Consider the following 20,267-nt stretch of genomic DNA (forward strand, 5'->3'; position numbering starts at 1 on the left):
TCCACACCGAGCGCCCTACGCGGGCGCCCAGTGTGACAGACCTGTGGGTACCCGGTGGATGCGGTCGCCGAACTCGATCATGCCGACGATGTCAGCTCGGCGATCAGAGCTTCGACCTTCGCCCGGATCTCGTCACGGATCGGACGCACGGCGTCGATTCCTCGTCCGGCCGGGTCGTCGAGCACCCAATCCCGGTACGAGGTGCCGGGGAACGCCGGGCAGGTGTCGCCGCACCCCATCGTGATCACGACGTCGGAGGTCTGCACGGCGTCGGCGGTGAGGATCTTCGGGTTCTCGCCGGAGATGTCGATTCCGGCCTCGGCCATCACTGCGACCGCAGCAGGGTTCACCTCGTCGGCGGGCGCGGACCCGGCGGAACGGACTGTGATGCGGTCCCCCGCGAGGTGGCTCAGGAATCCGGCTGCCATCTGGGACCGACCGGCATTGTGGACGCACACGAACAGCACCGACGGAACAGCGGTCACGACGCACCTCCGGCGCGTGTGGCGAAACGTGTGCGCAGAGCCAGAGCCACGTAGACGAGCGCGACGAGGACGGGCACTTCGATGAGAGGGCCGACGACTCCCGCCAGGGCCTGCCCGGACGCAACTCCGAACGTGCCGATCGCGACGGCGATGGCGAGTTCGAAGTTGTTTCCCGCGGCGGTGAAGGCGAGTGTGGTGGTGCGTTCGTAGCCGAGTCCTACGGCAGCACCGAACAGGTAACCGCTCCCCCACATGATCGCGAAGTACGCCAGCAATGGCAGGGCGATGCGTACGACGTCGAGTGGTCGTGAGGTGATCTGCTCGCCCTGCAGTGCGAACAGGATCACGATGGTGAACAGCAGTCCGTACAGTGCCCACGGTCCGATGCGCGGCAGGAAGGTCTGCTCGTACCAGCTGCGGCCCTTGGCCTTCTCGCCGAATCGACGAGTGAGGAAACCGGCGACCAGCGGGATCCCGAGGAAGATCAGCACGGATTTCGCGATCTGCCACGGGGAGACGTCGAGACCGGTCTGCTCGAGGCCGAGCCATCCGGGCAGCACCGCCAGGTAGAACCAGCCGAGGGCGGCGAACATGATCACCTGGAAGACCGAGTTGATCGCGACCAGCACGGCTGCGGCTTCCCGGTCGCCGCACGCGAGGTCGTTCCAGATGATCACCATCGCGATGCAGCGCGCGAGGCCGACGATGATCAGACCGGTGCGGTATTCGGGCAGATCCGGCAACATCAGCCACGCGAGCGCGAACATCAGTGCGGGACCGACGATCCAGTTGAGGATCAGCGACGAGATCAACAGGGTGCGGTCGCCGGTGACCGTGTCGAGACGGTCGTAGCGCACCTTCGCCAGCACCGGATACATCATGATCAGAAGACCGAGGGCGATCGGCAGCGAGATTCCGTCGATCTCGATGAAGCCCAAGGTTTCTCCGAGTCCGGGAACCGTGCGCCCGAGCAGCAGGCCGACGACGATGGCGGTGCCGATCCAGACGGGAAGGAAGCGATCGAGTGTCGACATCCTGCCCATGACGGGGGTGTCCACAGCGGTGCGCTCCCTCATGCGGGTACCTCGGCCGATTCGGTCACGAGCACATCGGAGAGTTGTCGTAGTGCGGCCGGAACCACCCAGTAGTACACCCACGTTCCGCGACGCTCGCACTCGAGCAGGCCCGCCTCGCGCAGAACTCTGAGGTGGTGCGAGATCGTCGGTTGGGACAGATCGAACGAGCCCGAGATGTCGCATACGCACGCCTCACCGCCGGCATGGCTCGCGACCAGCGACAGCAACCGCAGGCGCACCGGATCGCCGAGGGCCTTGAACATCCGGGCGAGGTCGGCGGCGCGGACCCCCGTCACGGGTTCGCGCACGAGTGGAGAGCCGCACACGTCGTCACCCGCGAGGTCTTGATTCGACATGTGTCTATATTGACAGATGTCGAATCTGCATACGGATCCGGAGGGTGAAGCCGTCCGGCCACACCGTTGCGCCGGCCGGCGCAACGGGGCTCGACCTCGTGCCGGATGACCTCCGGCTCCACCGGCTCGGACACAGCGTCGTTCGAGGGGGCGGCCGTCGTCTCGTCGCATCCTCATGTCGGACAGGTGCTCTGTCACACGGTTGCGAGGCTTTCCGGTGTCTTCTTCGCCAACCGCCCGGCGAGGACCGCACACACCAGGAGCTGCATCTGGTGGAACAGCATGAGTGGCAGCACGATCAGGCCGATGGGCTGGCCGGGGAAGAGCACGATCGCCATGGGCAGACCGGTGGCGAGGGACTTGGTGGAACCGCAGAAGAGGATCGCGACACGGTCCTGATGCTCGAAACCCAGTCCGCGCGACGAATACCAGGTGAGTGCGAGCACGATTGCGAGCAGCACCGCGCACACACCGACGAGGGCGAACAGGCGACCGACCGAGATCATCGACCAGATGCCCTCGTTCATGCCCCGGCTGAAGGCCACGTACACGACCAGCATGATCGATCCGCGGTCGACGAGCTTGAGCGGCTTGCCGTGGGTCTTCACCCAGCCGCCGATCCAGCGCCGCAGGAGCTGACCTGCGACGAACGGCACGAGCAGCATCAGCACGATGTCGAGCACGGCCGAGCCGCTGAAGCGAACGCCCTGCGTGGACATCGTCAGCGCGACCAGCAGCGGCGTCGCGAAGATACCGATCAGGCTCGAGGCGCTGGCCGAGACGATCGAGCCCGGGATGTTGCCGCGCGCCACCGAGACGAGTGCGATGGCCGACTGCACCGTGGACGGCAGCAGGCACAGGTACAGGACGCCGAGATAGAGCGGGTCGCTCAGGATCGACGGCACGAGCACCTTGGCGGCCAGGCCGAGCAGCGGGAAGACGACGAAGGTCGTGGCGAGGATCGTCAGGTGCAGACGCCAGTGCCCGAGACCCTCGATGGCCTCCCGCGTGGACAGGCGCGCGCCGTACAGGAAGAACAGCAACCCGATGGCGATCTTGGCGGCCCAGTTCACACCGTCGAGTACGACCCCGTCGGCGGGCAGCAGAGCAGCGACGGCGACGGTGGCGAGGATGGCGAGCAGGAACGGGTCGAGCCGTCCGAGCACGGGGATCTTGGAGAGCACGAATCGACGGTACGGCAGCCGGAGGTCATTACAGAAGACGGTCACCGCGTTTTCTGTAATCGCGATTCGTGATGAAATGGGGTCGTGTTCGATCCGGTGCATCTACGGAGCTTCCTCGCCGTCGAGCGGGAGCGCGGCTTCACCGCGGCCGCCCAGCGGCTCGGCCTGCGGCAGTCGACGGTCAGTCAGCACGTCGCACGACTCGAGAAGGAGATCGGGCGCCGCCTCTTCGTCCGCGACACGCACAACGTCGAACTCACGGCCGACGGGGCCGACATGGTCGCCTTCGCCCGCGAGATCCTCGATCGCCACGATGCCGCCCGCCGGCACTTCTCGGAGTCGCCGCTCAGTGGCCGGCTGCGCTTCGGGGTCTCCGAGGATCTGGTGCTCTACGAGCTTCCCTCGATCCTCGCCGAGTTCCGTCGCAGTCATCCCCGCATCGATCTCGAACTCACCGTGGATCTGAGCGAGGATCTGCAGCGCCGGCTCGACGACAACGAACTCGATCTGGTCTTCGGCAAGCGCCGACCGGGCAGCCGCCACGGTGAGATGATCCTCCGCGAGCGCCTCGTCTTCCTCTCCGCCCCCGATTACGTCCTCGACCCGGACGAGCCCACACCGCTGGTGTCCTATCCGCCCCCGGCCCTGACACGCGACATCGCCCTCGAGGTCCTTCAGCGCAGTGGACGCGGCGTCCGCGTGGCGTGCACGACCGACAGTCTCAACGGTCTGCGCGCTGCCGCGCTCGCCGGGCTGGGTGTGGTGCTGCACGCCGAGCGGCTCCCTCCGCCCGGCCTCGTTCCGGTACGCGATCCTCAGCGGTTGCTCCCCGACGCCGGTGACATCGAGTTCGTGCTCGTCGCGCGCCGGTCCGTTCTCACCGGTCCGGAGGCGGCACTGCGCTCGGCGATCCTGGCGAATGCGGATCGCGTGCGCGTGTGATGTTGTCCCGGATGGGTATTCCTGTGCCACGCCCGCTGGGGGTAGCAGTGCTCACGCCGCAGGAGGAACCGTGTCCACAGACGCGATCGTGTTGCTGAAGGAAGATCACAAGGAAATCAAGAAGCTCTTCCGCGACTTCCGGAAGGCGGAGGGGGAGAAGGAGAAGGGCAAGATCGTCGACAGGATCATCGAAGCCCTCACCGTGCACACCTATCTCGAGAACGAATGCATGTACCCCGAGGTGCGCTCCCTGCTCCCCGATCTCGAAGACGACATCCTGGAATCCTACGAGGAGCACCACGTCGCTGATGTGCTCATCGTCGAATTGGCCGGAATGAAGCCGGACGCAGAGCGTTTCGATGCGAAGACGACGGTCCTGATCGAGAACGTCGAGCACCACATCGACGAGGAGGAGGACGAGTGGTTCCCCAGGGTGCGCGAAGCTCTGGGCCGTAAACAGCTGCAGGACATCGGTGCCCGCATGCTCGAGATGAAAGAGGATGCCCCGCGCTCACCGGCGCAGCCGTCCGCGCTGAAGAAGACGATCGATGCGGTGATCAGTTGACGGTGTGCTGCGGCCGGGCGAGGGAGGCGCCTCGTCCGGCCCGGCTCGCCCGGTAGGCGTCGCGCCGCGTCTCGGCGAGCCATCCCGGCCACGGATCGACGAATCCGGGGCAGTGGACGGTGGGATCGAAGGAGGGTTGCTCGGAATCCTTCTCGGGCAGCCGGCGGCTCAGTGTCAGGCGACCGGCCGGTTCCAGCGATCCCCGGGCCGAACCCACCAGCAGGGAGAACTCGAGTGGGATCTCGAGTGCCTCGACGGAGGTGGTCGAGGACGGATGCCGTCCTCGCGGAACGGCAGTGATCCACCGCGGCGTCGGGTCGGCATCGGTCCGGTAGGCCATGAGAGTGCTGTAGCGGGCCCTCGACCACGAGCGGGCCGGCAGCAGCGTCACCCGGCCGGGCAGGTACGCCGAGGCGAACAGGACGTCCCAGGGGCCGGTCTTCAGAGGAAAACGCAGCGCGAGGCCGAGCACATCCGGCATTCCGTCGGGTGTGCCGATGCCCCGCGACACCCGCGCGATCACAGGGGTGGGGCGAGGGATCTGCAAGGGCCACCAGGGCCCGAGATCGGCGACCCCTTCGAAGGTCGCGCCGCGCGGGTGGAACACGCGTGCTCCGCGCAGCGCGGATCCCACTCTGAACGGCACGGACAGCACCGACGACAGGGCAGTCATGACGGTCGCATACCCTTCCGCCGGGCGGTTCAATCGCGTTCGTCACTCCGCGCCCGTGCGGGGCCCGATTCGGTCACGATGAAGGATATGCGTTCACCGTTGCCGGATTACCTGACCGAAGTGCTCCGAGGATGTGCCGACAGTTCCGGGGCACTCGCCGATTACATCCCGGAACTGGCGAGGGCCGATCCGGACCGGTTCGCTCTCACCCTGGTGACTGCCGAGGGCGCGATGTACTCCGTGGGTGACGACGACACCGAGTTCACGATCCAGTCCGTCTCGAAGCCCTTCGTCTACGGTCTCGCACTGCAGCAAAGGGGATTCGGCGCCGTGCTCGACGTGATCGACGTCGAGCCGTCCGGTGAGGCGTTCAACGAGGTCTCGCTCGAACGCAACACGGGACGCCCGCTGAATCCGATGATCAACGCGGGCGCGCTCGCCGCTCACGCTCTGGTGCTCGACGGTCGCCGGCCCGAGGACTCGGTGGAGGACATCCGCTGCCTGCTGTCGTCCCTGGCGGGTCGTGAGCTGGTGATCGACGAGAAGGTCGCTGCGTCGGAACTCGGCAACTCCTACCGAAATGTGGCTATCGCCAACCTTCTTCGCGGATACGAAGTGTTCGAGGACGATCCCGACGAGATCGTCGAGGGATACATCCGGCAGTGCTCCGTGACGGTCACCACCAAGGACCTCGCCATGATGGCCGCGACACTCGCGGCGGGCGGCGTGCAACCCGTGACGTGTGAGGAGGTTCTCTCCCGCGATGTCGTGCGTCAGGTGCTGTCGGTGATGGCGACCTGTGGGATGTACGACGCGGCAGGGGACTGGCTCTCCACCGTCGGCATCCCGGCCAAGAGCGGTGTGTCCGGAGGAATCATAGGAATCCTACCGGGACAGTTGGGTATTGCGGCCTACTCGCCGCGGCTCGACGATCACGGGACCAGCGTGCAGGGCGTCGCGGCCTTCGGCCGTCTGTCCCGCGATATGAATCTGCATCTGATGGACGCGCCGATGGTTTCGCACTCGGTGTTGCGCAGACGGCATGTGATCGGTGAGGATGAGGAGGCTCTCACACTCCTGGAGTTGCAGGGCGACCTCCAGTTCACCAGTGCCGAAGGGCTCGTGACGGCGGTCGTCGACGAGCCGGTGGAGACGAAGCGCGTGGTCTTCGACCTGTCGCTCGTCCGCACGGTGCTGCCCGTGGGCCGACGTCTGTTGCTGGAGATGATCGGTCGGCTCCATGGCGACGGGGTGGAGGTCGTCGTCGTGGACCCCGAGGGACATCTGCCCGAGCCCGACACCGGTCACGGTTTCCGGCCGCAGGTCCACGCCACCTGGGAGGACCTGGAGACATAGGGATGACGGGGCATTCGGCACGAGAGTGACCCGAGTGGCGCCTGTGGAGTTCTCGGGAACCACGGGTGGCGTTCCTGCCGAAGACTGGGCTACGGTGTCCTGCGGTGTGCCGGAGGCTGGTCGGCGAAAGACGGTCGTACCCCACGAAAGAAGATCCACTCATGCCGTTCACCCGTGAATCCCTCGTCCCCGGAAACGTCCGGGCAGGAGGATGATGGCGTTGCTCACACGTTCGCCCTACCGCTGCCCCGGAGACGACAGCGTGATCCACCATGCGTGTGCAGGACTGCTGACCTATTGGAAGCGTCCCGTGAAGGAGCACGTCGCCCGTACCTCGCTGGGGGAGACGTACGTGCTCACCACGGGTCCTGCGACGGCACCCCCGGTCGTGGTGCTCGCGGGCGGCGACCTTCCGGCGGCTGGGCTGCGTCTGCTGGCCGAGCAGTTCGGCGAGCAGCACCGGGTCGTGCTCGTGGACGTCCCGGGTCTGCCCGGTGCGAGTGCGGGCAGCCGGCCCGACAGTCGCATCCACGCCGTCTACGGCCACTGGCTCGTCGAGGTCCTCGACGCACTCGGCGTCGAGCGGGTTCCCGTGATCGGTCTCGGCTGGTCGGCGTCGGTGGCGGCCGCGGTGGAGGATCTCGACAGGATCGAGAAGCTGGTGATCGCCGCGCCGCTGGGACTCGTTCCGCGCGTCCGGTGGCACCGCGCCCTCATCCCCGGCTTGCAGTGGCGCAACGAGCCCAATCTCGAGAACACCGAGCGCTACCTCCGGGCACTCGCGGGCTGCGATTACCGGCCCGACGAGCAGACTCTGCGGTGGTCCTGCCGCGTGGGTGCGTACTGCACGTCGCTGACGAACCTGCCCCGCCTCGATCGAGCCGTACTGCGTCGCTGGCGCGGGCATCCGGTCGAGGTGGTCGTGGGCGTCAAGGATCCCCTCGTACAGGTCGACGCGCTGAACAAGCTGGCCGACGACATGGGAGCGCATTTCGTGGCGATTCCCGACGCGGGTCATCTCCTCGCGGTCGAGGCGCCGGCGGCTCTGGCGGCGATGAGCGCTGCTGTGTCGGTCTCGGAGAACCGAGTTACGGTCGACCGAGGCGGAAGTGGCGATGCCGGGCTGCCCCCGACGGGCGTAGTTACCAGTCCGGCATCGCCACCTCCGGTCACCTCCCGGCGGAACCCGAGCAATCGGGTACCCGATCCAGGGCTGCGATAGTCCCCGAATTGTTACGGTTTGGTCACGGGGACGCTCATGACGGTACCACTGAAAGCCGAGTCGTTGCAGATGTCTGTATCGGCGCGTCACACATCCGCGATAACGGAGTTGCGGCCGCGTCACGCGACGGCACGGCTCCAATCGACGACGACCGACCTCGCGCCGATGTATTCCAGCAGGTCGCGAACCGGCCCGCCGAAGCGGAGCTGACGGTCGACCTCCAGCTCGTCGAGATCGTCGTCCTCCGTGCCGACGAGGATCCCGTTCGCCACGCTGCGGGCCGCGGACAGCACGAGCATCTCCTCCGCGGCAACCCGTACCGGCACATCGGTCTCACCCGCGACCGCACCGACCGTCACGGCCACGTAGTCCCTGTCCTCGCCTGCGTCGTGATACGCGACCAGACGGCCGTGCAGCAGGGACTCGGGCAGGAGCCGGTCGAGCGTCACACCCGAGGGAACGCTCTCGTCGTCGGAAGGGGTGCTCGAACCGGGTGCGGCCGATGTAGCCGGGAGCTGCGCGGCGGCGTACAGAGGTACGCGCCGAGACGTCCAGCCGAAGTAGGTTTCGCGTTGCGCATACATCGCACCTGCGCCTCCTCGATAGGACTTCGTCTCTACTCGTAGTGTGCTCCGGGCCACCGACAGGTTTCCGGGCCGCCCAAGGCGTCGGAGGCCGTCCGAGGCTAGTCCCGTGAGGCGCGGACGCCGGGCGAGACGAGCAGCCGACCGAGGACGGCGAAGATCGCGAGCACCAGCAACGAGCAGATCCCGGCGAGAGCGGCACCGCCCACGACCAGTGCATAGTCGCTGCGTGCGAGACCGTCCACGATCGGTCTTCCCACTCCACCGAAACTCACCGCCGCGGCGATGGTCGCGGTCGCGACGATCTGGACGGCGGCGGTACGCATACCGACGAGCACGAGCGGCAGTGCGACCGGTAGTTGGGCCCGCAGGAGGATCTGGGACGAGGTCATCCCCATCCCTCGGGCGGCATCGGTCAGCGCCGGGTCGACCCCGCGGATCCCTTCGTAGGAGTTCAGCAGGATGGGCGGGATCGCGAGTGCCACGAGCGGCACCAGCACCGGTACCAGTCCGATCCCGTACAGCACCACGAGCAACACGAGCAGGCCGTAGGTGGGGAGAGCGCGTGCGGCGTTCGCCGTGAGGGATACGAGCACACCGCCGCGACCCGTGTGCCCTGTCCACAGGCCGACAGGCAACGCGAGGAGAACGGAGATCACGAACGCGAGCAGCGTGTACCCGAAGTGCTGGGCCAGTCGCGTCGGGATCCCGGAAGCACCCGACCAGTTCGCGGCGTCACCGAAGTACTCGGCGAGGTAGTGCAGCAGCGTCGTCATCGGCGCGCTCTCGAGGGGCCACGCATCCACGGAGTGGTGAGGCGCTGGACGAGTACGAGCACCGCGTCGACGACCAGCGCCATCACGACGGTCGCGACGATGCCGATGATCGCCAGATCGAGCCGGTCGAGTTGGACCGACGCGGTGAACAGCGCACCGAAGGCTCCCATGCCGATCAGCGCCCCGACGCTCACCATGCTGATGTTCGCTACCGTGGCCACACGCAGCCCGGCAATGACCGCGGGGATCGCCAACGGCAGGTCGACGGTGAGCAGCCGGCGGGGTGTCGAGAACCCCATCGCCACCGCCGACTGGCGCACACTGTCCGGTACGGCGCGCAACCCGTCGACGACATTGGGGACGAGTCCCGCCAGTGCGTAGACGGCGAGCGGAAGGATCACCGTGGTCCGGCTGATCCCGGTGAACGCGATGAGCAGAACGAAGAAGGCAAGCGACGGAATGGAATACAGAACGCTGCAGACCGTGAGCACCGGCGCATACACCCGCGGCCACCGCACACACGCCAGGCCCAGGGGCAACGCGATGACCAGGCCGAGCAGCGACGCGCCGAGCGCCATGACGAGATGATCGCCGAGCAGTTCCCAGAACGTCCCGAGGTAACCGGGAATGCGCAGGCTCACGGCGATTTCCGCATCTCGAGCCGAGGTGCGGCACCGGACTGCCGGCCGTCGTGGGCCGCGCGGGCCGCCGCCGCCACCTCTTCGCCGCTGATCACCCCGAGCACGCGGCCGTCGTCGTCCACCGCCACGGCATGACCCGACGGTGAGAGCACCGCCGCGTCGAGTACGACGCGCAGTGGATCGCGTCCGGGAACGAATGCTCTTCCTACCGGGACGAATTCCGTATCGGCATTTCCGTCGCGGGCGCTGCCGTCGAGCCACCCTGCCGGATGCCTCTCGTCGTCGACGACGAGGGTCCAGCGACCGTCGCCGACGACGGGTTCGGCGTCGTCCCGGGTGACGATCGGATCCGTGCGCAAGGGCAGGTCGGCGGACGAGAAGAACGACATGAGCCGCACCCCGCGATCGACGCCGAGGAAGCCGGCGACGAAGTCGTCGGCGGGAGCAGTGAGAAGCTCCTCCGGCGTCGCGTACTGGGCGAGCACTCCGCCGGGCCGCAGGACGGCCACGCGATCGCCGAGCTTGATCGCCTCGTCGATGTCGTGGGTGACGAGCACGATGGTCTTGGCCAGCACCGACTGCAGGCGCAGGAGTTCGTCCTGCAGGTCCTTGCGGACCACGGGATCGACCGCGGAGAACGGCTCGTCCATCAACAGGATCGGGGGATCGGCCGCCAATGCGCGTGCCACGCCGACACGCTGCTGCTGCCCACCGGAGAGCTGCGACGGATAGCGTTGCGCCAGTTCCTTTCCGAGTCCGACCCGCATGAGCACGTCCATCGCTGTGGCGCGGGCCTCCTTACGGCTCGCACCGAGCAACCGGGGCACGGTGGCGACGTTGTCGACCACCGTGCGGTGGGGGAACAGCCCGGCGTGCTGGATGACGTATCCGATGCCGCGGCGCAGGATCCGGGGATCCTCGTCGAGGACGTCGCGGCCCTCGACGAGCACACGCCCGCCCGTGGGTTCGACCATCCGGTTGATCATGCGTAGCGAGGTGGTCTTCCCGCACCCCGACGGCCCGACGAACACCGTCAGGGTACCCGTCGGGACCTCGAGCGAGAGTCCGTCGACCGCGACGGTCCCGTCGGGATAACGCTTCTCGACGTTGTCGAATGTGATCACGCGGCACCGATTTCCGTCAGTTCAGATCGTTCTGCTGCAGCCATTCCTCGGCGACGACGTCGATGTCGCGGCCGTCGGTGACCACCTGTCCGACCAGTACGACGAGGGTGTCGGTGGTGAGCTTCTCGGACACGGCATCGATCTTTGCGACGTCGTCGTCGTCGAGATCGGCGCGATGCACCAGCGGGGTGACGTTCTGGGCTCCGAACACCGACTTCGGGTCCTCCAGTGCCACAAAAGGTTCGGTGCTCAACGACGGGTCGGTGGTGAAGATGTTCGCGGCCTGCACGGTGCCGTCCGAGAGCGCCCGGATGGTGATGGGGCCACCCGTGTCGGTGGGCACGAACTCGCGGAACTCGACTCCGTACACCTCGCGCAGACCCACGACACCCTGCTGCCGGGTCTCGAACTCCGGGGGACCCCCGAGGGCGAGCTCGCCCGCGACCGGTGCGAGATCGGCGATACTCGTCAGGTTGTACCGCTGCGCCGTCTCCTCGGTGACGACCAGGGCATCCTTGTTCTCACCGGGAGCGGAGGCCAGGATCTCGAGCCCGTCCGGAAGAGCTTCGGACAGAGCCGCATCGACATCCTCGGTCGTGGTGGCCGTGCTGTCGGGATCGACCCGCGCGAGAAGCGCGCCGTTGTACTCCGGAACGAGCGTGATGGCACCCGATGCGACCTGGTCGTAGTAGATCTCGCGGCTGCCGATGTTGAACTGTCGGGTGACCTCGGACCCTGCGCTCTCGAGCGCCTGCGAGTAGATCTCCGCGAGCAGGACGTTCTCGGGGAAGTTCGCCGAACCGACGACGATCGCGCCGCCGTCCGCCGAATCCCCGGCGAGGGGATCGTCGTCCCCGCCACCGGAGCAGGCCGCCAGGGCGAATGCGGACACGGCGAGAAGTGCTGTGGTGCGCGCGAAGCGTTTCACGGGTTGCTCCCTCGGATACGGCACGGTCGAGGTCCGACTCTATCCCGCCGGATACCCACCGTGCCGGATTTGTCGCACGAGTGGGTCACCGGTCGTCACTCGCGCGCTCCGAGTCGGCGGGGGTGAGGATGCCGTTCACGAGCCGGGACGGCAGACTGCCTGTCACTGTCCCGCGCCGCCGGGAACCCGTCGTTCGTGCAGTCGACCGCGTCGGATGCCCGGGCTCGTCCCGGGTGTCGCGAGAACGTGTGCGGGCGCGGGCTGCCGGTTCCCGGCCGTCGGCTGCGACACGGACACCGGGTCGGCGTGATACTGCTCGGTGCGGTACTGCTCGGTGCGCTCCGGAGTAGGGTCGGGCAGGCGGCGCGGCCGATCGATCCGGTACGGATCGTCGTAGTTCCTGCCGGTTCCCTTGAGCAGGCTGGTCGGCAGGTAGATGCTCGCGGTGATGCCGGCGTCGGAGGTCGAGTCGAAGGTCGGACGCAGCCGCACCGTGATGTTGTGCCGATCGGCGAGGCGCGCGACCACGAACAGGCCCATTCGGCGTGCGGCACCGGATCCGGCTTCGCCGGCCGAACCGAGTCGCATGTTGATCTCGAGGAGTTCGTCTGCGGGAATACCGATTCCGCGGTCGGCGATCTCGAGGAGAAGACCGCCGTCGACGGCGCGCGAGAACGCGAACGCCACGTTGCTCTCGGGTGGTGAGGCACGCAGTGCGTTGTCGAGGAGTTCGGCGATCATGTGGACGACGTCGGTGACTGCGCTGCCGACCAGACTGCCTTCCGGTGCATTGCCGATGTTCACGCGCTGGTAGTTCTCGACCTGCGAGACGGAGGCGCGCAGGACATCGACGAGCCGTGTGTCGGGGACCCGGCCCAGGCGTTGGCGGGTGCCGGCGAGGACGAGCAGCGAGTCGCCCGTGCGCCGCATGCGGGCGGCGAGGTGGTCGAGTGCGAACAGGTTCTGCAGACGCATCGGGTCGCGTTCCTCGTGTTCGAGCGAATCGATAAGCGCCAGCTGCTGTTCCACGAGTGTCTTGTTGCGGCGGGCGAGAGTCTCGAGCATCTCGTTCACCTGCCGTCGCAACTGGGCCTGTTCGCCGGCCAGACGCAGGGCACCCTCTTTCATGTTGTCGACGGCGCGCGCGACCTCACCGATCTCCTCGCGGGTGCGGACGCGAACCGGATCGAGTGTGACGGACTCGATTTCGGCGCCGTCCTTGATCGCGGCCAAGGCGGCAGGAAGGTCCTGTTCGGCGGTGCGCAGGGTGTCGTCGCGCAGTCGGCGCAGCGGCCGCACGAGCGACATCGCGATCACGATCGCCAGGGTGAGGGCGAGCAGGAGGATGATCGCGACACCGATGGCGTTCTTGAGAGCCTCGGTGCGCGCTCCGGCCGCGAGATCGTCGAGGACGGCCACCGCGCGGGTCGCGGAACCGGAGACCTCCTCCTGGTAGACCATGAGACTCTCGAAGATCGACCCGCGCAGGGCGGCGACGTTGCCTTCGTCGTTGTCGAGGTTGGCCGTGATGCTGCGGCGGTTCTGGAGCTGGGACATGAGGCCGTCGACCCGGGCGGCGTCGGCGGCGTCGTTCTCGACGAAGGTGTCGCGAAGGACGGCCAGTCGCGCGGACTCGACGCCGAGTGCGTTGTTCCACATGAGCAGGGCGCCGTCGGTTCCCGTGCTGAGCGCGGAGTACGCGAGGACCTGGTCGAGCAGGGACCACTGGGTGTCCCACAGATCGAGGAGTGTCGCGCTCTCGCGCTGGACGGTGAGATCGTCGGTGGTGGTCGTGATGGCGCGGTAGGCGGCCTGGGCGCGGCTGACGAATCCTTCGGCGCGTTCGCTGGCCACGGTCGGCGCGAGTGTTCCCGACGATGCGCTGTCGAGCAGGCTCTCGCCTTCGGCGAGCATGCGGTTGATCATCGCGGCGATCTGCGGATCGAGATCCTTGCCGTCGATGTGATCGCGCAGGGTCGCAGCGGATTCGCGGGCGACCTGGGCGCCGTTGTCGACGGGGAGGGACAGGATCGTCGCCGCGGCGGCACCGGTGACGCTGGTGGCGTAATCGGCGAGGGTCGGCAGGATCGAGACGTTCTCGGCAGCGGCGCTGTAGGCGTCGTTCTCCTGGTACAGGTCGTACACGCGGAGCGAGCCGTACAGGGTGGCGGCGACGATGGGGACGGCGACGACCACGGTCATCCTGCGCCACAGACGCCAGTTCTCCGGTGTGTGGCGCCGGAATTGCCTCATGAGACCCACGATGTTCTGCCCCCGAACCTCTCTGCATGCCTGAGTCGGCGGCCGCCGAAACGGACTTCGGCGAGGAAGAGCGTCGCCTTCGCAATTCGGGCCAGGGCGAATCACGGTTCGCTGCCGTCAGGACGGGGGTCAGAGTAGGTAGTACGTCGTGGCGCTCACAAGATCACTGTCCAAGTCCGATAGCTGGTATCCGACCTTGCGTATACATCACGGTCGTGCGTTACGATGCCGCCGGAATTTCCCGTTCCGCCGGGTTTCGATGTCAGGGGGGCACATGGATCTGCGACGGGTCGATCTCAACCTGCTCGTCGTACTCGATGTCCTGCTCTCCGAACGCAATGTGACCCGTGCGGCCCGTCGCCTGAACATGTCGCAGCCCGCGACGAGTACGGCTCTTGCACGCTTGCGCAAGCAATTCGACGATCCGCTCCTCGTCAAGAGCGGCCGCACGCTGCGGCTCACCGCGCGGGCCCAGGCGATCGTCGAACCGCTCCGCGAGGTGTTGCGAACCCTCGAACGTTCGGTGCTGACCGCACCCGGTTTCGACCCCGCGACGGATTCGCGCACCTTCACCATCATGACCGGCGACTACGCAGAGATCACCCTCCTGCGCCTGCTGGTCCGGGGGAGCACCCCGGCCGATATCCGTTTCGATCTGCTGCCGCTCAACGGCGCCGGACTCGATGCCTTCCGTCGATTCGAGATCGACCTGGCCGTCCTGCCGGAATACGTCCTCGAATCCCCGGAGTTCGAGAACTGCAGGAAGAGGGTCGTGCTGTCCGACAGATTCGTCGGGGCGGTGTGGTCCGGGCACCCGTACACCGGCACGAAGCTCACGCGCGAAGTGCTCGGTCGGTACCCACTGCTGTCCTATGCGCCGTACTCCGAGGACACCAACCTCGGTCGAGCGTTACTGCGTGCCGGTGTGGTGGCGCGGGTCGGCGCGACCAGCGGCAACCTGGCGGTTCTCCCGTATGCACTGGAGAACACACGCCTGATCACGTTCCTCCCCGAGCGCATGGCCCGGCACCTCGCAGAAGCGGCGTCCCTGCGCATTCTCGAACCGACCTTCCCGTTGCCGCCCCTGCGCGAATTCGCCGTATGGCACGCCGAACGTGATGCGGATCCCGCGCACACCTGGCTCCGAGCGCAACTGGACCCGGTGGTCGAGCGCCGGCGCGTCGCAGCTCAGGCGGGCTGACCACGACGAACGCTGCGGACCGGTCCGTTCGACGGGGTCCGATCCGCAGCGTTCGAGTGGATCCGGCGAGGTCAGCGTCCCGATCGACGCTGAAGTATCACCGCGATGACCACGACGAGAATCGCGATCACTCCCACCGGCGCGACCCGCGTCACGACCGATCCCTTCGCGTACTGCATGAGGTCGAGCGGTTCGGCCTCGGGCTGCGAGGGTGCGGCCGGGGAGGGAATCGTCGACGGCGTGGGAGGTGCCGGCGTCATCGCCGGTGCCGGGGAGGCGCTCACCGGGCTGGGTGGCACCGACTCGTTCGGCCGCGCCTGCGCGGAGTCGCCGTCCCCGGCGCCGGGCCCGACGAATGCGCCGCCGGGCGCCTCGTCTCCCGAGCCCGCGGTGGTGAGTGGCGGGCTCGCCGGCACGGATTCGTTGGGCTGCGACTCGGCTGCCTCGGCGGTCGTCCCGGCGGGGGCCGCCGCCTCGGGCCCGAGCTTCTTCGACAGGCAGTCCGCGAACTGCTCGAGGATCTTGCCGCCGACATCCGAGATCATTCCCCGCCCGAACTGGGCAGGTTTGCCGGTGATCTTCATGTCGGTCTTCACGGTGCCGTCGGTGCGGTCGCCGTCGCCGGTGAGGACGACCGTGATCGTCGCGGCCACCGTGCCGTTGCCCCGGGTGTCCTTCGCATTGGCCTCGATGACCGCCCGGCGGGCGTTCTCGTCCTTCTCCACGTACACGCCGGTGCCCTTGAACGTGAGCGCCACCGGTCCGAGTTTCACCTTGACGGTCCCGGTGAAGGTGTCGCCGTCGACGCCGGTGAGCGTCGCGCCGGGCATGCACGGCGCGACCTTCTCCGGATTCAGCAGGGCGGTCCACACCTCCTCGACCGGTGCGGGAACGGACAGTGTGTGTTCGAGTTGCATGGGGTCCTTTCCGAACAAGTGGTTCCGGGAGCAGGACGTTCTGCGGAACGCCTAGACCCCGGAGGCAGTGGTGATCGCTCGTCGGGTGAGTACCCGGGCGAGGTGGCTCCGATACTCGGCGTCGGCATTTCCGTCGGTCATGGGAGCCGTGCCCTCGGTGGCGCGCTCGGCGGCGGCGTGGATCGTCTCGGCCGTCGCAGGCTTGCCGACCAGCGATTCCTCGACGCTGCGTGCCCGGACCGGGACGGCCGCCATGTTCGTGAGGGCGATCCTGGCCCGCTCGATGGTGCCGCCCGACGCTTCGAGGGTCGCCGCGACGCCGACGATGGACCACTGCTGAGCTGCGCGATGGAACTTCTCGTAGCGCGCCGACCAGCCCGTGTGCTTGGGAATCCGGACCTCGACGAGGATCTCCCCGGGTTCGACGGCGGTCGTGAAGTAGTCCTGGAAGAAGTCGTCCGTCGCGATGGTACGACGACCGGACGGTCCGGCCACGGTGAAGGTCGCCTCGAGCGCCACGGCGGGTGCGGCGAGGTCCCCGGCCGGATCGGCGTGCACGAGCGACCCGCCGAACGTGCCGCGATGCCGGATCTGGGGGTCGGCGACGGTTGCCGTCGCCTCGGCCAGCAGCCGTGCGTGCTCCGCGACGAGCTGGTCGTGCAACACGTCGTGGTGAGTGGTGGTCGCGCCGATCACCAGCGCGTCGCCGTCGTCGCGGATGCCGCGCAGTTCGGGGATCCTGCCGAGGTCGACGAGCACCGTCGGTGCCGCCATCCGCAGGCGCAGGACGGGCATCAGGCTCTGCCCACCGGCGATGACCTTCGCATCCTCACCGGCCTCCGCCAGCGCGGCGACTGCTTCGTCGACGTTGGACGGAGCGACGTAGTCGAACGGGGCCGGAATCATTTCGTGCCTCCTCGGGCGTCGCGGAGAGCATGCCATATCCGCATCGGTGTACAGGGCATCTCGACGTCGGTGACGCCGAACGGCCGTACCGCGTCGAGTACGGCATTGACGACCGCCGGCGTGGAAGCGATGGTGCCCGCCTCGCCGACTCCCTTGACACCCAACGGATTACCCGGTGCGGGGGTATCGGTACGATCGGTGACGAAGGGCGGCAGATCCACCGCCGTGGGCAACAGATATTCGGCGAACGACGAACTCAGCAAGGTACCGGACTCGTCGTGCACCGCCTCCTCGTAGAGGGCCTGGGCGATGCCCTGGGCGAGTCCGCCGTGCACCTGACCTTCGACGATGAGCGGGTTCACGACGTGGCCGACATCGTCCACACACACGTACTTGCGAATGCGCGCGTGTCCCGTCTCGGTGTCGACCTCGATCGCGCACAGATGGGTGCCGTGCGGGAACGAGAAGTTGTCGGGGTCGTAGGTCGCCTCGGAGTCGAGATTCGGTTCGACGCCGTCCGGCAGGTCGTGCGCGGCGAACACCGCGAGCGCGACGTCGGTGAGCCCGACGGACTTCGACGTTCCCTTGACGCGGAACTGCCCGGCCTCGAAATCCAGGTCGTCCTCGGAGCATTCGAGCAGATGCGCGGCGATCGGCCGGGCCTTGGCCACCACCTTCTCGGCGGCCTTGACGACCGCGATGCCGCCCACCGCGAGCGACCGGGAGCCGTAGGTGTCGAGACCACGCGGTGAGCTCTGCGTGTCGCCGTGCAGGATCTCGATGTCGTCGAACGGGATTCCGAGCCGGTCGGCGACGATCTGACTCCACGCCGTCTCGTGGCCCTGGCCGTGCGCGGACGCACCGGTGACGACCTCGACCTTGCCGGTCGGCAGCATACGGATCGCGGCGTGCTCCCACCCGCCGGCACCGTAGGAGAGCGAACCGAGCACCCGCGACGGGGCCAGGCCGCACATCTCCGTGAACGTGGAGACACCGAGACCGAGCTGGACCGGGTCGTCGCGTTCGCGCCGTTCGGCCTGCTCACGTCGTAATGCGTCGTAGTCGAACAACTCTCGCGCCTTGGCGGTCGCGGCCTCGTAGTTGCCCGAGTCGTAGGTCAGACCCGCGACCGTATCGAACGGGAACTCCTCGTGCTTGATCCAGTTCTTCTCACGGAGCTCGAGGGGGTCCATGGACAATTCGACGGCGAGCTCGTCCATGATGCGTTCGATCGCGAAGGTGGCCTCGGGACGGCCGGCGCCGCGGTAGGCGTCGGTGGGCACCTTGTCGGTGAACACGTTGGTGCACGCGAAGCGATAGGAGCCGAACTTGTAGATGCCGGTGAACATGAACGCGCCGAGGATCGGTACACCCGGCGTCACCAGCCGCAGATAGGCGCCCATGTCGGCGAGCAGTTCCACCTTCAGGCCCGTGACGGTGCCGTCGCGGCGGGCGGCGAGGGTGAGCTTCTGGACCTGGTCGCGTCCGTGATGCGCGGCGAGCATCGACTCGCTGCGCGTCTCGGTGTACTTGACGGGCTTGTGCAGGCGACGCGCGATGAGGAGGGTGAGCACTTCCTCCGGCGTGACCTGCAGCTTGCCACCGAAACCACCGCCGACGTCGGGGGCGATCACGCGCAGTTTGTGCTCGGGGAGGCCGAGTGTCATCGCGAGCATCAATCTCAGGATGTGCGGCACCTGAGTGGCCGACCACATGGTGATCTGTGAGGCGGTGGGATCGACGACGACCGAACGCGGTTCCATGAAGGCCGGGATGAGCCGCTGCTGCCGGAAGGTTCGTTCGACGACGACCTCCGCATCGCGGATCGCGTCCTCGACGTCGCCGCCGCTGCCGGCCTCGGCCGAGTCGAACACCCACGTCGCGCTGACGTTGGTGCCGAGATCGGGATGGACGAGGTCGTCGTCTCGTGCCGCGGTCTCGAGGTCGAGGACCACGGGCAGGTCCTCGTAGTCGACGTCGATGGCATCGAGGGCGTCGTGGGCCTCGTATGCGCTGCGGGCCACCACGACTGCGACGGCCTCACCCGCGAAGCGCACGGTGTCGACGGCGAGGGCGGGGGCGTTCGGGGTCTTCATGTCCTCGGTGATCGGCCACGCGCACGGCAGGCTGCCCTGCTCCTCGGCGAGGTCGGCGCCCGTGTAGACGGCGACGACCCCCGGCTTGCCGCGAGCCTCGGAGACGTCGAGGGCGGTGATGCGGGCGTGCGCGACCGGGCTGCGCAGGATCGCGGCGTGCAGCATCCCGGGGAGCACGATGTTGTCGGTCCAGCGCGTGCGGCCGGTGATGAGGTGCTCGTCCTCCTTGCGGCGGCGCGCCCGGCCGAGTTCGGAGTCGCCGGCGCCCTCGTCGGTGGTCGGATCCACGGTGCTCGTCATCGTGCGGCCTCCTCGGTAGCTGCCGGGTTCTCGCGCAGCCGCTGCGCGGCGTCACGCGCGGCGGCCACGATGTTCTGGTATCCGGTGCAGCGGCACAGATTTCCTTCGAGACCGTGCCGTACGTCCTCGTCGTTCGGATCGGAGTTCTCGGAGAGCAGGTCGATGGTCGCCATGATCATCCCGGGCGTACAGAAGCCGCATTGCAGTGCGTGCTTCTCGCGGAACGCTTCCTGGACCGGATGCAGGTTGCCGTCCTCGGCGAGCCCTTCGACGGTGGTGACGGAGTGCCCGTCGGTCTGCACCGCGAGCACCGAGCACGACTTGACGCTGCGGTCGTCGAACAACACGGTGCAGGCACCGCAGTTGCTCGTGTCGCAACCGACCACCGTGCCCACCTTCCCGAGTCGATCTCTGAGGTAGTGGACGAGAAGCAGTCGCGGTTCCACGTCGTCCGTGTACTGCGTTCCGTCTACGGTGACAGTGATGCGCATGGGTCCTCCAAGTACCTCACGTGACGCAGTGATACAGATCACTGACACTCTGCTGCATATCGCGCACAGGAAGGACCCGAATCGCCGAAATCGCCTTCGCGCCGATCGGAGGCGGAACCTGCCCCGAGGAACTGCATGACCGCCGCCTCGAGGACAAGCCTGGAGGAGTCCGGCTCCGTCAC

At 67.4% G+C, this 20,267-nt stretch carries 20 protein-coding genes; 5 read left to right on the forward strand and 15 right to left on the reverse strand.

What is annotated here, in order from left to right:
• Nucleotides 1-77: 77 nt before the first annotated feature.
• From A8G18_RS00780 to A8G18_RS00795, 4 genes are all read right to left on the reverse strand, one after another.
• A complete protein-coding gene (locus A8G18_RS00780; RefSeq protein WP_064062341.1) occupies nucleotides 78-485 on the reverse strand; it encodes an arsenate reductase ArsC in 408 nt (135 codons plus the stop codon).
• Complete coding sequence (arsB, locus tag A8G18_RS00785; protein ID WP_064062342.1) at nucleotides 482-1,561, reverse strand: ACR3 family arsenite efflux transporter; 1,080 nt, start codon at nucleotides 1,559-1,561, stop codon at nucleotides 482-484. The genes A8G18_RS00780 and arsB overlap by 4 nt, the downstream gene beginning before the upstream one ends.
• Nucleotides 1,558-1,917, reverse strand: a complete 360-nt coding sequence (locus A8G18_RS00790; RefSeq protein WP_064062343.1) for an ArsR/SmtB family transcription factor — start codon at nucleotides 1,915-1,917, stop codon at nucleotides 1,558-1,560. Before A8G18_RS00790 ends, arsB begins: the two co-directional genes overlap by 4 nt.
• 194 nt (nucleotides 1,918-2,111) lie before the next feature.
• Nucleotides 2,112-3,101, reverse strand: a complete 990-nt coding sequence (locus A8G18_RS00795; protein WP_172506066.1) for a bile acid:sodium symporter family protein — start codon at nucleotides 3,099-3,101, stop codon at nucleotides 2,112-2,114.
• Between the two features lie 84 nt (nucleotides 3,102-3,185).
• Here A8G18_RS00795 and A8G18_RS00800 point away from each other — a divergent pair, with 84 nt between their 5' ends.
• Together A8G18_RS00800 and A8G18_RS00805 are read left to right on the forward strand one after the other, a co-directional pair.
• Nucleotides 3,186-4,043, forward strand: coding sequence for a LysR family transcriptional regulator (locus A8G18_RS00800; RefSeq protein WP_064062344.1), 858 nt, complete (start codon nucleotides 3,186-3,188; stop codon nucleotides 4,041-4,043).
• 70 nt (nucleotides 4,044-4,113) lie between these two features.
• Nucleotides 4,114-4,608, forward strand: coding sequence for a hemerythrin domain-containing protein (locus A8G18_RS00805; protein ID WP_064062345.1), 495 nt, complete (start codon nucleotides 4,114-4,116; stop codon nucleotides 4,606-4,608).
• On the opposite strand, the gene A8G18_RS00810 is transcribed toward A8G18_RS00805, so the two are convergent.
• Nucleotides 4,601-5,281 (reverse strand): hypothetical protein, encoded by a 681-nt coding sequence (locus A8G18_RS00810; RefSeq protein ID WP_064062346.1) that lies wholly within the window; start codon nucleotides 5,279-5,281, stop codon nucleotides 4,601-4,603. The genes A8G18_RS00805 and A8G18_RS00810 overlap by 8 nt on opposite strands.
• Before the next feature lie 87 nt (nucleotides 5,282-5,368).
• Between A8G18_RS00810 and A8G18_RS00815 the strand changes: the two genes are divergently transcribed.
• Both A8G18_RS00815 and A8G18_RS00820 read left to right on the forward strand, forming a co-directional pair.
• Complete coding sequence (locus tag A8G18_RS00815) at nucleotides 5,369-6,637, forward strand: glutaminase (protein ID WP_064062347.1); 1,269 nt, start codon at nucleotides 5,369-5,371, stop codon at nucleotides 6,635-6,637.
• A gap of 214 nt (nucleotides 6,638-6,851) precedes the next feature.
• Entirely contained in the window at nucleotides 6,852-7,859 is a 1,008-nt protein-coding gene (locus A8G18_RS00820) for an alpha/beta fold hydrolase (RefSeq protein ID WP_245207753.1), read from the forward strand.
• A gap of 119 nt (nucleotides 7,860-7,978) precedes the next feature.
• On the opposite strand, the gene A8G18_RS00825 is transcribed toward A8G18_RS00820, so the two are convergent.
• The 6 genes from A8G18_RS00825 to A8G18_RS00850 form a co-directional block, all read right to left on the reverse strand.
• Entirely contained in the window at nucleotides 7,979-8,443 is a 465-nt protein-coding gene (locus tag A8G18_RS00825) for a hypothetical protein (protein WP_064062348.1), read from the reverse strand.
• Nucleotides 8,444-8,544: 101 nt separating this feature from the next.
• Nucleotides 8,545-9,219, reverse strand: coding sequence for an ABC transporter permease (locus tag A8G18_RS00830; RefSeq protein WP_064062518.1), 675 nt, complete (start codon nucleotides 9,217-9,219; stop codon nucleotides 8,545-8,547).
• Nucleotides 9,216-9,860, reverse strand: coding sequence for an ABC transporter permease (locus A8G18_RS00835; protein WP_064062349.1), 645 nt, complete (start codon nucleotides 9,858-9,860; stop codon nucleotides 9,216-9,218). Before A8G18_RS00835 ends, A8G18_RS00830 begins: the two co-directional genes overlap by 4 nt.
• Entirely contained in the window at nucleotides 9,857-10,984 is a 1,128-nt protein-coding gene (locus A8G18_RS00840) for an ABC transporter ATP-binding protein (protein ID WP_064062350.1), read from the reverse strand. Before A8G18_RS00840 ends, A8G18_RS00835 begins: the two co-directional genes overlap by 4 nt.
• Nucleotides 10,985-11,000: 16 nt before the next feature.
• Nucleotides 11,001-11,912, reverse strand: coding sequence for an ABC transporter substrate-binding protein (locus A8G18_RS00845; RefSeq protein ID WP_064062351.1), 912 nt, complete (start codon nucleotides 11,910-11,912; stop codon nucleotides 11,001-11,003).
• Nucleotides 11,913-12,074: 162 nt separating this feature from the next.
• A complete protein-coding gene (locus A8G18_RS00850) occupies nucleotides 12,075-14,165 on the reverse strand; it encodes a sensor histidine kinase (RefSeq protein ID WP_064062519.1) in 2,091 nt (696 codons plus the stop codon).
• Nucleotides 14,166-14,448: 283 nt separating this feature from the next.
• Between A8G18_RS00850 and A8G18_RS00855 the strand changes: the two genes are divergently transcribed.
• Nucleotides 14,449-15,375, forward strand: a complete 927-nt coding sequence (locus tag A8G18_RS00855; protein ID WP_064062352.1) for a LysR family transcriptional regulator — start codon at nucleotides 14,449-14,451, stop codon at nucleotides 15,373-15,375.
• Nucleotides 15,376-15,446: 71 nt separating this feature from the next.
• Here A8G18_RS00855 and A8G18_RS00860 read toward each other — a convergent pair whose 3' ends face one another.
• The 4 genes from A8G18_RS00860 to A8G18_RS00875 are packed head-to-tail and all read right to left on the reverse strand — an operon-like array spanning nucleotide 15,447 to nucleotide 20,085.
• On the reverse strand, nucleotides 15,447-16,292 hold the full coding sequence (locus A8G18_RS00860) for an SRPBCC family protein (protein ID WP_064062353.1): 846 nt from the start codon (nucleotides 16,290-16,292) through the stop codon (nucleotides 15,447-15,449).
• 51 nt (nucleotides 16,293-16,343) lie between these two features.
• Entirely contained in the window at nucleotides 16,344-17,198 is an 855-nt protein-coding gene (locus tag A8G18_RS00865; RefSeq protein WP_064062354.1) for an FAD binding domain-containing protein, read from the reverse strand.
• A complete protein-coding gene (locus tag A8G18_RS00870; protein WP_064062355.1) occupies nucleotides 17,195-19,594 on the reverse strand; it encodes a xanthine dehydrogenase family protein molybdopterin-binding subunit in 2,400 nt (799 codons plus the stop codon). Before A8G18_RS00870 ends, A8G18_RS00865 begins: the two co-directional genes overlap by 4 nt.
• The gene (locus A8G18_RS00875; RefSeq protein WP_064062356.1) at nucleotides 19,591-20,085 is read right to left on the reverse strand and encodes a (2Fe-2S)-binding protein; all 495 of its coding nucleotides are present in this window, start codon (nucleotides 20,083-20,085) and stop codon (nucleotides 19,591-19,593) included. The genes A8G18_RS00870 and A8G18_RS00875 overlap by 4 nt, the downstream gene beginning before the upstream one ends.
• Between the last annotated feature and the right edge of the window lie 182 nt (nucleotides 20,086-20,267).

The sequence above is a fragment of the Rhodococcus gordoniae genome (genome assembly GCF_001646655.1).
GTDB classification, from domain to species: domain Bacteria; phylum Actinomycetota; class Actinomycetes; order Mycobacteriales; family Mycobacteriaceae; genus Rhodococcus; species Rhodococcus gordoniae.